Origin of the sequence: Mesorhizobium sp. M0621 (assembly GCF_040320745.1) — a bacterium.
GTDB lineage: Bacteria > Pseudomonadota > Alphaproteobacteria > Rhizobiales > Rhizobiaceae > Mesorhizobium.
In genome coordinates this window covers 61,046-73,006 of record NZ_JAMYQF010000007.1, presented here as the reverse complement: position 1 = coordinate 73,006, position 11,961 = coordinate 61,046, and the positions used below count along the sequence as shown (strand labels likewise).

The window sequence follows — 11,961 nt, the reverse complement described above, 5'->3', positions numbered from 1 at the left end:
GACCTGTCGATCGGGCGCCGCTGGTTGGCCGCGCCCGATCTTCGTCTGTGAAAACCGGAGGATGAATGTCCCATCTTGCCGTTGCCGATCCGGAAAGCGCGGCGGTGCCGATCGTTCCTATCCGGCAAAGCGTTGTCTCGCTCACCGGGATCACCAAGAGCTTTGGACCGACGCTCGCCAACGCAGGCATCGACCTCTGCGTCACTGCTGGCGACGTGATCGGGCTGGTCGGCGGCAACGGCGCCGGCAAATCGACACTGATGCGTATCCTGTGCGGCGCGATGTGGCCGACGCTGGGCGCGATTTCCCTTGCCAACGAACAGGTAAACTTCGCCGACTACGGCACCGCGGAAGCGCAGCGGCAAGGTATCCGCATGGTGCATCAGGAGCTTTCGCTCTGCGCCAACCTGTCGGTCGCCGAGAATTTCTTTCTGGAGACACCTCAGGATGCGGCGACCCGACCGGGGTGGAGAACGGTTTACAGGGCTCGGGCTCGAGCCGCGCTCGACGCCGTCTTTCCCGGCAACGGCATCGATGCCGACACCGAGGTCGGCCACCTCTCTATCGCCGAACGGCAGATGGTGGAGATCGCGCGCGCCACAGCTATACCCGGCGTCAGGCTGATCGTGCTCGACGAACCGACCTCGTCGCTCGATCTCGACCGCTCGAAACAGCTGCGCGCCTTTATTCGCGAGCGGGCGAAGGCCGGGCTTGCCTTCATCTTCATCAGCCACAAGCTGCAGGAGATCATCGACATCGCCACCGAGATCGTGGTGCTGCGCAACGGCCGCACGGCATGGCAGGGCCGTGTCGCGGACGCCTCGATCGGCAGGCTGGTGCAGTTGATGGGCGGCGATGCCAATCCTGTCCACCAGCACGCCGTCTCCGCCGCCTCCGCCCAGGACGTTCTGGTGCGGCTCTACGGCCCACTGACGGCTGAACTCGGCCGCGACATCGAGATCGTGCGCGGCGAAATCGTCGGGCTGGCCGGTCTCGAGGGCAACGGGCAGAGGGAGCTGCTGCATGCGATCTTCGGCCCCGGCAGCAAGCAAAGCTCGGCGGTCACAAGACATGCGCAGGCCAGCTTCATTGCCGGCGACCGGCAGAAGGAAGGCGTGTTCCCGCTGTGGAGCGTGCTCTCGAACATCAGCATCGGCGCGCTGGCCCGCCGCCCGGCGCTGGGTCTGATTTCCGATCGCGCCAACCGCGACATAGCCGCCGGTGCCGCCAGCAAGCTGCGGTTGGACGACAGCCGATTCCAGTCCAACATCACCGAACTCAGCGGCGGCAATCAGCAAAAGGCGCTGGTCGCCCGGGCGTTGGTCGCCGACACCCCGATCATCCTGCTCGACGACCCGACGCGCGGCGTTGACATCGCCACCAAGCAGGATTTCTACCGGCTGTGCAACGAGATTGCGCGCAGCGGGCGCGCACTGGTCTGGCATACAACCGAGGATGCTGAACTGCTGGCCTGCGATCGCGTGCTTGTCTTTGCCGGCGGACGAATCGTTCGGGAACTCACCGGCGACGCGATCACGGAATCGGCTGTTGTCGGCGCGTCCTTCACCCAGCCGGCGGACGGGCTCGCCGCTCTCCGACACAAAGATGCGCCGGCGACGAGGCTTGGCCGCAGGCTGGTGGATGCGACGCCCTTCATCGGGCTCGCCGCCGTGCTGGCCGTGATGATCTCGGCCAATCCCGCCGTCGCCTCGATCTTCGGCCTCGATCTGCTGCTGATGCCGGCGCTGTCGCTGGTGCTGGTTACGGCGGCACAGATGTTCATCATCGGCGGCAGCGAGATAGACCTCGGCGTCGGCGCCTTCGCCGGCCTCGTCAGCGTGCTCAGCGCCACGCTGCTCTACGAGCAGCCATGGCTCGGCGCCCTGGCACTGGTGGGAGCGCTGGCCGCCTATGCCGGGCTTGGCGGGGTGATCCAGGCGCGCAAGATCCCGGCCATCGTCGTTACGCTCGGCGCCGCCTTCATCTGGGTTGGACTGGGCTATGCGCTGCAGCCGACGCCCGGCGGCGCCAGCCCGGAATGGCTCTCGGCGCTCTTCAACTGGTCGCTCGGCTTCGTGCCCACCTCCATCATCCTCATCGCGGCCGTCGCGCTGATCGTCTTCGTCATCGACCGGTTGCCGCTCGGGGTGGTGCTGCGCGGCTTCGGCAACAATCCAACCGCGATGATCCGCTCGGGATGGTCGCCGACGCGCTATGCGCTGGTTCGCTATCTCATCGCCGGGTTGTTTGCGGGTGCGGCCGGCCTGTCGCTGACGGCGATCAACACGGCGAGCGACATCAACTCCGGCAATTCGTTCACGCTGCTCAGCGTCGCCGCCGTGGTGATGGGCGGCTGCTCGCTGCTGGGCGGCATCATCTCGCCGGTCGGCGCCGTTGCCGGGGCGGTGACGCTGTCATTGATCGGTGCACTGCTCGGCACGCTGAACGTCAGCAGCGATTTCAACGCCGCGACGCAAGGCCTGATCCTGATCGCCCTTTTGACGCTTCGCAGCCTGACCGCCGACCGCAGGAGCGAACAATGAGCGCCCTGACCGCCTTCAGCCTCTGGGCGCAGAGAAACCGCTGGATCTGGGCGGCGATCGGCGTGCTGCTTCTGTGGCTTGTGCTATCGATCGTCACCAACCGCTTCAGCCTGTCCAGCCTGTCGGGCATTATCTTGTCGGCGTCCTTCTTGACGATCGTCGGCATCGGCCAGATGTTCGTGGTGACGACCGGGCGCGGCAATATCGACCTGTCGGTTGCCTCGGTGATCACGCTCAGCGCCTTCGTCGCGCTGCTCACCATCAAGGGCCAGGATGCCAATCTCGCCATCGGCGTTGCCGCCGCGATCCTGCTCGGCCTTGCCGTCGGCGCACTCAATTCGCTGCTTGTCGTGGGGCTCGGCATCCCGGCCATTATCGCCACGCTGGCGACCGGCTATGTGCTGGCCACCGCGACGCTGCTGTCGAACCGGGCGATCTCGGGTTTCAGTGTCAGCCCGGCACTGAAATATCTGGCATCGGGCCGCATTTCCGGCGTGCCGATCATGGCCGTCATTGCCATAGTTGGCGTGGCGGCAACCTCCTTCGTGCTGCGCTATACGGTGTTCGGCCAGCTGTTGTCGGCGGTCGGCCAGAACCGCACCGCCGCGCGGCTCGCCGCCATCAGGACCGGCCCGGTGATCGCATCGGCCTTCATCATCTCGTCGGTGCTGGCGTCCCTCAACGGGCTGCTGCTCGGCGCCTATATCGGCGGCGCCTTTCTTGAAATGGGCCAGCCCTACCTCTTGCAGTCGATCGCTGCGGTGGTGCTAGGCGGAACGCTGATCTTCGGCGGCTCGGCAACCGCCGTCGGCACCCTGTTCGCCAGCATCCTGCTGATCCTGATTGTCACCACCATGCAGATAATCGGCCTGCCTCCGGGCGCCCAGGATATCGTGCAGGGCATCGTCGTCATCTTCGTGCTTGCGCTTGCCGGACGACAGGCGATGACGCGGCGAGCGCCGGCCGAGCCGACAGGCGGCGACGGCGACGCGGCAGTGCCGGCGGGAAAGCAACAGTCATGACCTGCACCGCATTCGCCATTATCGGATTGCCAAAATCTGGTAGTGTGATTATACCAGTTGATAAGTCACCGACGGGCGACGCCGTCGGCTGAGATCAGGAGTAATGACCAGATGACAACGATTGCGCTGTTCGGTGCCGGCGGAAAAATGGGCTACCGCCTGTCGACCAATTTCCGCGGATCGCCCTACACGATACGCCATGTCGAGGTCAGCGAGGCCGGTCGCGAGCGACTGAAGACCGGACTGGGTTTCGATACGGTCAGCGCCGACGAGGCGCTCAAGGGCGCCGATGTCGTGATCCTGGCCGTTCCGGACACGCATATCGGCAAGGTGGCGACCAGCATCGAGAGCAAGCTGGCACCGGGCACGATGGTGGTGGTGCTCGACGCGGCGGCACCTTTCGCCGGCCATCTGCCGAACCGGCCGGACCTTACCTATTTTGTCACCCACCCCTGCCATCCGCCGATCTTCAACGACGAGACCGACATGGCGGCCAAGAAGGACTATTTCGGCGGCGTCAAGGCCAAGCAGCACATGGTCAGTGCCCTGATGCAGGGACCGGAAGAGGACTATGCCAAGGGCGAGGCAATCGCAAAAATCATCTGGGCGCCGGTCATGCGCTCGCACCGCGTCACCGTCGAACAAATGGCGTTGCTGGAGCCTGGCCTCTCGGAGACGGTGTGCGCCTCGCTGTTGGTGGTCATGAAGGAAGCCGTCGACGAGGTCGTGGCACGCGGCGTCGACAAGCAGGCCGCGCTCGATTTCCTGCTCGGCCATATGAACGTGCTCGGCGCCGTCATCTTCGGCGAGACCAAGGGCGTGTTCTCGGACGCCTGCAACAAGGCGATCGAATTCGGCAAGCCGGTGCTGATGCGTGACGACTGGAAGCGCGTGTTCGAGCCGGAAGAGATCGCCGCCAGCATTCAGCGCATCACCTGAGACGCAGGTCCATCTTCTCATCGGTTAGGGAGAAGGTACGCGCACGCAAACCCGCCATCAGGCACATATCACCTGAATTAGTGATTGACTCATCATACCAGTTGGCTTAGCTGTTCATGGCTCGGATCGACAAGGTTTCGCAGGGAGTACGAAGCCTGGGCGAGTGGAGGATGGCTGGGGAGCAACGATCCGCCGAGGGGAGCCGGCAAACGGCTCTTTAGCCCGAAAGCGATCCGCCGCCCGCGCTGCCGACAGAAGCCTTGGTTGACCAAGGTAATTTTTCAAACGGGAGGACTTCATGAAACTTACACGCAGAATGACGCTTGCGGCTTTCGCCGGCATGCTGGCGCTTGGCACGGCAGTTCCCGCCTACGCGGCGGATCTCATCGCCATCATCACGCCTTCGCACGACAATCCGTTCTTCAAGGCGGAAGCCGTCGGTGCCGAAGCCAAGGCCAAGGAACTCGGCTATGAGGCGCTAGTGCTCGTCCATGACGACGATGCCAACAAGCAATCCGAGCTGATCGACACCGCGATCGGCCGCGGCGCCAAGGCGATCATCCTCGACAATGCCGGCGCCGACGCCACCGTCGCCGCCGTGCAGAAGGCCAAGGACGCAGGCATTCCGTCCTTCCTGATCGACCGCGAGATCAACGCCACCGGTGTCGCCGTGGCGCAGATCGTCTCCAACAACTACCAGGGCGCCCAACTCGGCGCGCAGGAATTCATCAAGCTGATGGGCGAGAAGGGCAATTTCGTCGAGCTGGTCGGCAAGGAATCCGACACCAATGCCGGCATTCGTTCCAAGGGTTATCACGACGTCATCGACGACTATCCGGATCTGAAGATGGTCGCCCAGCAGTCGGCCAACTGGAGCCAGACGGAAGCCTATTCCAAGATGGAATCGATCCTGCAGGCCAACCCTGACATCAAGGGTGTCATCTCCGGCAACGATACGATGGCGATGGGCGCCTATGCGGCACTTGCCGCGGCGAACCGCAAGGATGTCATCGTCGTCGGCTTCGACGGATCGAACGACGTGCGTGACTCCATCACCTCCGGCGGCATCAAGGCAACCGTGCTGCAGCCCGCCTTCGCGCAGGCGCAGATGGCGGTCGAGCAAGCCAACGACTTCATCAAGAACAAGAAGTCGCCGGCCAAGGAAAAGCAGCTGATGGACTGCGTTCTGGTCAATGGCGACAATGCCGCCAAGCTGGAAACCTTCGCGCTGACCAACTGAGCCAGCGTGATTTGAATAGCGAGGGGCGAATTCCGGTTCGCCCCTCGCCGCCATTTTCCGTGGGCCGACCACGATGCTGAACAACAGGCCGCCATGCTGAACAACAAGCCGAACTGGCCGATCCTTGCCTTGATGGTCTGCCTGACCGCTTGCAAGATCTTGCCGACAAAATCGGCAGACGGCGGCAATGCTCCCGTCTTCAATCCGGACAAGACGGTCGAAGAGATATGGGCGGCAAAGGTCGTGCCTTATCTCCAGCAGAAAGCCGGACCGTTTCCAGAAGTTCACACCCTGGCGACAACCCATGCCGCAGCGGCCGGAGCCAAATACGGTAATCCGAACAAGCAGGCGAACGCGCCGTGGACTTTCGCAGTTCGCCTGGAAGGCAAGATCGTCGCGGCGAATACGCAGTCGCGTGCGGCGACGGTCGACATCGATGTCGACGGCGACGGCAAGGCCGATGCGCGAGTGCAGATCGGACCAGCGGTGCGCGGCACCGCACTGCGCGACAGCCTGGACTTCATCCAGTTCAACGACTTCACCAACCAGATCGACTTCGCCCAGTTCGGCAAGGCGTTCAACAGCTATGCCGACAAGACGGTGCTGTCCAAGCTGCCGCGCGAAGCGCTGGAAGGCCGCACCGCCAAGGTGCTCGGCGCCTATACGCTGGGCAGCGGCCAGGACCTGCCGCTGGTGACGCCGGCGGAGGCCGAGATCGGACCGAGGCCATGAGCGCGGCCGTGGAGCGCGAAATCATCCTGAAGCTGGAGGATGTCTCCAAAGTCTATTCCGGCACCGTTGCGGTCAAGCGCGCCAATTTCGAAGTGCGCAAGGGCGCGGTCAACGTGCTGGTCGGCGAAAACGGCGCCGGCAAGTCGACGCTGATGAAGATCATCGCCGGTGTCGAACAGCCGACTGCAGGCCGCATACTGCTGGAGGGCGAAGAGGTGTCCTTCTCGTCGTCCGGCGATGCGGTGAACCGCGGCATCGGCATGGTGTTCCAGGAACTCAACCTGTTCGGCAACATGAGCGTCGCCGAGAACATTTTCGCCACCCGCGAAATCACCAACCGGTTCGGCAAGATCGATCGCAAAGAACAAGAAAACCGCGCGGCGGAATTTCTGGAACGCCTGCAAGCCGGTATACGGCCCGACATGCTGGTCGAGGATCTGCGCATCGGCCAGCAGCAGTTGGTCGAAATCGCCAAGGCGGTCTCGCTCGACGCACGCATTCTGATCATGGACGAGCCGACCTCGGCGCTGAGTGCGGCGGAGGTCGACATCCTGTTCAAGGTGATCGCCGACCTCAAGGCGCGCGGCGTGGCCATCGTCTACATCTCGCACCGGCTGGAAGAGCTGATCCGCATCGGCGACTACATCACCGTGCTGCGCGACGGCCACATCACCGGCCAGGAGGAGATGAAGAACGTCGACACGCGATGGATCGTGCGGCAGATGATCGGCTCCGACGCCAAGGACTTCGCCAAGGCGGACGATCATGTTCCCGGGGAAGAAATATTCCGCGCCGAGGGCATCTGCCTGCCGCGCGCCACCGGCGGGCTTGCCGTCGACCATGTCTCGTTGTCGCTGCGTGCCGGCGAGATCCTCGGCATCTACGGCCTGATGGGCGCCGGACGCAGCGAATTGTTCGACTGCATCATGGGCCGCCACGGCCATTCGACAGGCGCGATCTTCATTGACGGCAAACAGGTCAGGGAGCGCGACACGACGCGACGCATCCGGCGCGGGCTGGCGCTGATCCCCGAGGACCGCCAGCGCGAAGGGCTGGTGTCGATCCTCTCGGTCGCCAGCAACCTGACGCTGGCCAGCCTGTCGCGATTTACCCGCCTGTTCCATATCCGTGGCGCCGAGGAAAAGCAGGCGGTGACACAGATGGTGCGGGAACTGGCGATCAAGGTCGCCGACCCGGTGCAGGAGGTTTCGTCGCTGTCGGGCGGCAACCAGCAGAAGGTGGTGATCGGCAAGGCGCTGCTCACCGGACCCAAGGTGCTGTTGATGGACGAGCCCAGCCGCGGCATCGATGTCGGCGCCAAGGCCGACGTCTTCCGCACCATGCGCAAACTGTCCCGCGACGGCTTGGGGATTCTTTTTGCGACCTCCGATCTCGACGAGGTGATGGCATTGTCCGACCGCATCGCGGTGATGAGCAACGGAAAACTGACCGGCATATTCGATCGCGCAGAGGCGACGGAGGCGGTACTCGTCGCTGCCTCGGCGCTTGGCCACGGACCGGTTCGACAGATGGAGAGCACCGCGCATGACTGACATCCCAGCCAAGGCGGCCGCTCCCTCCGCTTCCAGCGGCTCGGTGCTGTTGACATTGATGAAGCTCAGGACCTTCATCGCGCTGATCGCCGTCCTGATCTTCTTCTCGATCGCGGCGCCGAATTTCCTGTCGACCGCCAATCTGATCCTGATGTCGAAGCACGTGGCGCTGAACGCGTTCCTGGCGATGGGCATGACCTTCGTCATCATCACCGGCGGCATCGACCTTTCGGTCGGCTCGATCGTCGGCCTGTGCGGCATGATGGCCGGCTATCTCGTGCTCAACGGCATCGACCTGCAGATCGGCTACACCATCTATTTCAACGTCTTCGAGATCGCGCTGATTACGCTGGCGGTCGGCATCCTGATTGGCGCGGTCAACGGATTGCTGATCACCAGGCTGAACGTCGCGCCGTTCATCGCCACGCTGGGTGTGCTCTATGTCGCGCGCGGCCTGGCGCTCTTGTCGTCCGACGGCCGCACCTTCCCCAACCTCGTCGGCAAGCCGGAACTGGGCACCACCGGCTTCGGTTTCCTCGGCGCCGGCCGGCTGCTCGGCCTGCCGGTGGCAATCTGGATCCTGATCGTCGTTGCACTGGGAGCCGCCTATCTCGCCAAATACACGCCGCTCGGCCGCCACATCTTCGCCGTTGGCGGCAATGAACGGGCGTCGCGGATTTCGGGCGTACGTGTCAACATGGTGAAGATGTTCGTCTACATGTTCTCGGGTTTCTGCGCGGCGATCGTCGGCCTGATCATCTCATCCGAGCTGATGGCTTCGCATCCGGCGACAGGCGAAAGTTTCGAGCTCAATGCCATTGCGGCGGCGGTGCTCGGCGGCACCTCGATGTCGGGCGGCCGCGGCACGATCGGCGGCACCATCGTCGGCGCTTTCGTTATCGGCATACTTTCGGACGGGTTGGTGATGATGGGTGTGAGTTCGTTCTGGCAAATGGTGATCAAGGGCCTCGTCATCATCGTCGCCGTCGTCGTCGACCAGGCGCAGCGACGGCTGCAGAGCCGCGTGACGCTGATGCAGATGGCGAAGGCGGGCTGATCATGGCGGAGTTGCGAGGAGCACTGATCGGGTGTGGCTTCTTTGCCGTCAACCAGATGCATGCCTGGCGCGACGTAGCCGGCGGCTCGATCGTCGCCATCTGCGACCGCGATCCGGAACGGCTCAAGATCGTCGGCGACCAGTTCGGTATTGCGAAGCGCTATACCGATGCGGCGGAACTTTTCGCCGGCGAAAGCCTCGACTTCGTCGATATCGCCACCACCGCGCCCAGCCATCGTCCGCTTGTCGAAATGGCGGCCGCCCATCGCGTTCCGGTGATCTGCCAAAAGCCGTTTGCCCCGACGCTCGCCGACGCCAAGGCGATGGTGAAGGCCTGCGCTGAGGCCGGCGTGCCTTTGATGGTGCATGAGAATTTTCGCTGGCAGTCGCCGATCCAGGCGGTACGCGCCGTGCTCGACAGCGGCGAGATCGGCACGCCCTTTTTCGGGCGCATCTCCTTCCGCTCCGCCTATGACGTGTTTTCCGGCCAGCCCTATCTGGCAACCGGAAAGCGCTTCATCATCGAGGATCTCGGTATCCATATCCTCGATATCGCCCGTTTTCTGCTGGGCGACGTGTCGGCCATCACCACGCGAACGGTGCGCATCAACCCCAGCATATCAGGCGAGGACGTGGCGACGATGCTGATGGATCACAACAGCGGTGCCACCTCGGTAGTCGATTGCAGCTACGCGACGAAGCTCGCCACGGAGCCGTTTCCCGAAACGCTGATCGAGATCGACGGCAGCGACGGCACGATCCGGCTGGCGCAGGGTTACCGGCTCACCGTCACCGGCAAGAGCGGCACGGCCGTCACCGACGTTTCGCCGCCGCTGCTACCGTGGGCGTCGCGGCCCTGGCACAACATCCAGGAGAGCGTCGTTGCCATCCAGCAGCACTGGGTAGACTGCCTGGCAAAGGGAACCGAACCGGCGACCTCGGGCGCCGATAACCTCAAAACGTTTGCGCTGGTCGAGGCCGCCTATGCCGGTGCTGCGAGCCGGCAACCGGTGCAGCTCGACGCCTTGCTGAAATGACCACCGACGCCTTACTGCTTTATGGTACGCCTGCGGTAGAAGCCGAGCCGGTCAGGCTCAGCGCCGGCGCGCTCAGCGCGGACTTCGTCAACGGCAATCTGCGCACCATCCGCCATGGCGGCACCGAAGTGCTCCGCGCTATCGCCTACATCGTGCGCGACCGCGACTGGGGCACTTACGAGCCGACGCTGACGGACCTTGTCATCGACCAGAATGTAGACACTTTCTCGGTCAGCTATTCGGCAAGTTGCACCGGGCCGGACGGAAGCCGGCTCCGCTTCCGCGCCACGATCGAAGGTTCCGCCGAGGGTCGCCTGACGTTCGATGTGAGCGCCCTACCCGAGAGCGATTTCGAGACCAATCGCTGCGGCTTCTGCATCCTGCACCCGATCGCCCGGCTGGCCGGCAGCCAGGTCACGGTCGAGCACACGGACGGCCACGTGGTCGCGACAAGGCTCCCCGAACTGATCGACCCCTGGCAGCCTTTCAAGAATATCCGCGCCATCATCCATCAGGTTCGGCCTGGTGTCACCGCCGAATGCCGGATGGATGGCGACACTTTCGAAATGGAGGACCAGCGTAACTGGTCGGACGCATCCTACAAGACCTATGTGCGGCCGCTGGCGCTGCCTTGGCCCTATGTGCTGCCTGCCGGCCAACCCCTGCGCCAGACGATCAGCCTGCGCATTGCTGGTGAAGGCACAGCGCCGGCTGCCGCTGTGGCCAGCGAACCGGTCCGCGTCGAACTCGGCGAAGCCGGATCGAGGCTGCCCGATATCGGCGTGGTCATTTATCCCGAGGATGTCGAGACGGCGCTGGCGAATCTCTCCACGCTGACGACACTCGGCCCCCAACAGTTGCTGTTTCACTACGATCCGACGCGCGGCCACGGGCTCGACGCTTTGCGCGCTTTCGCCCGGCTCGCAACTGCCTATCCAGCTGAGGCGACCCTCGAATGCGTCGCTGCCTGCGCCGGCGACCTCGACGCCGAGCTGTCAGGCGTCGCCGCCCTGGTGCGCCGGGCCGGGCTCAACCTCTCGGCCATTGCCGTGTCGCCTTCGGTCGACCGGCAGTCGACGCCACCGGGTAGCGCATGGCCTGAGTGCCCGCCTCTCGAAGAGGTCTATGCCGCAGCGCGGCGCGCCTTTCCCGATATCCGCGCCGGCGGCGGCATGTTCAGCTATTTCACCGAGCTCAACCGCAAGCGCGTGCCGGCGGACCAGCTCGATTTCGTCACCCATTGCACCTGCCCGATCGTGCATGCCGCCGACGATCTCAGCATCATGCAATCGCTGGAGGCGCTGCCTTTCATCACCCAATCGGTGCGGTCGATCTTCGGGGCGAAGCCATACCGGATCGGACCGTCTACGATTGCCATGCGCCAGAACCCCTATGGCGGCGCGACCAAGCCCAATCCCGGGGGACAGCGCATCGCCATGGCCGACAGCGACCCGCGCCATGCTGGCCTGTTCGCAGCAGCATGGACGATCGGCTATGCCGCACGCGTCGCGCCCGCCGGACTGGAGATGCTGACGCTTTCCAGCTTCACCGGCCCGTTCGGCGTGTTGGCGTCATCCGGGGAACCCGTCGCGGAAGGATCACCCCGGCCGATTTTCCAGGCGATCAAGGGACTTTGCGAACTGGCCGGCCTTGCGCATGTGGCTGCGAGGACGAGCGATGAGACCAAGGTGCTGGCGTTGGCCGGTCGCTCCGCCACGGGCGAGACTGTCGCGTGGCTGGCGAACCTGACGGCGGACGACGTGCCGGTCGACATTTCAGCTTTTGGCCGAGACCATCTCGTGACGACGCCTTACGCGATCACCCGGATCGGCTGATTC

Annotated in this window: 9 protein-coding genes; all 9 read left to right on the top strand. The window is 64.0% G+C overall.

Annotation, left to right across the window (positions count from 1 at the left end; all coding sequences use genetic code 11):
• The first annotated feature begins 65 nt into the window (after positions 1 to 65).
• The 9 genes from NKI38_RS07210 (at position 66) to apnL (ending at position 11,958) form a co-directional block, all read left to right on the top strand.
• A complete protein-coding gene (locus tag NKI38_RS07210; protein ID WP_352655968.1) occupies positions 66 to 2,543 on the top strand; it encodes an ATP-binding cassette domain-containing protein in 2,478 nt (825 codons plus the stop codon).
• Positions 2,540 to 3,565 carry an ABC transporter permease gene (locus NKI38_RS07205; protein ID WP_352655967.1) on the top strand — a complete coding sequence of 342 codons (1,026 nt, stop codon included), beginning with the start codon at positions 2,540 to 2,542 and terminating at the stop codon, positions 3,563 to 3,565. Before NKI38_RS07210 ends, NKI38_RS07205 begins: the two co-directional genes overlap by 4 nt.
• 111 nt (positions 3,566 to 3,676) lie before the next feature.
• Positions 3,677 to 4,504, top strand: a complete 828-nt coding sequence (locus NKI38_RS07200; protein ID WP_352655965.1) for a phosphogluconate dehydrogenase C-terminal domain-containing protein — start codon at positions 3,677 to 3,679, stop codon at positions 4,502 to 4,504.
• 298 nt (positions 4,505 to 4,802) lie between these two features.
• On the top strand, positions 4,803 to 5,744 hold the full coding sequence (locus tag NKI38_RS07195; RefSeq protein ID WP_352655963.1) for a D-ribose ABC transporter substrate-binding protein: 942 nt from the start codon (positions 4,803 to 4,805) through the stop codon (positions 5,742 to 5,744).
• A 93-nt stretch (positions 5,745 to 5,837) separates the two neighbouring features.
• On the top strand, positions 5,838 to 6,476 hold the full coding sequence (locus NKI38_RS07190) for a DUF2291 family protein (RefSeq protein ID WP_352655961.1): 639 nt from the start codon (positions 5,838 to 5,840) through the stop codon (positions 6,474 to 6,476).
• Positions 6,473 to 8,029 (top strand): sugar ABC transporter ATP-binding protein, encoded by a 1,557-nt coding sequence (locus tag NKI38_RS07185; protein WP_352655959.1) that lies wholly within the window; start codon positions 6,473 to 6,475, stop codon positions 8,027 to 8,029. Before NKI38_RS07190 ends, NKI38_RS07185 begins: the two co-directional genes overlap by 4 nt.
• Positions 8,022 to 9,086, top strand: coding sequence for an ABC transporter permease (locus tag NKI38_RS07180; protein WP_352655957.1), 1,065 nt, complete (start codon positions 8,022 to 8,024; stop codon positions 9,084 to 9,086). The genes NKI38_RS07185 and NKI38_RS07180 overlap by 8 nt, the downstream gene beginning before the upstream one ends.
• A gap of 2 nt (positions 9,087 to 9,088) precedes the next feature.
• The gene (locus NKI38_RS07175; RefSeq protein WP_352655955.1) at positions 9,089 to 10,123 is read left to right on the top strand and encodes a Gfo/Idh/MocA family protein; all 1,035 of its coding nucleotides are present in this window, start codon (positions 9,089 to 9,091) and stop codon (positions 10,121 to 10,123) included.
• On the top strand, positions 10,120 to 11,958 hold the full coding sequence (apnL, locus tag NKI38_RS07170) for a D-apionate lactonase (protein WP_352655953.1): 1,839 nt from the start codon (positions 10,120 to 10,122) through the stop codon (positions 11,956 to 11,958). Before NKI38_RS07175 ends, apnL begins: the two co-directional genes overlap by 4 nt.
• Positions 11,959 to 11,961: the final 3 nt, after the last annotated feature.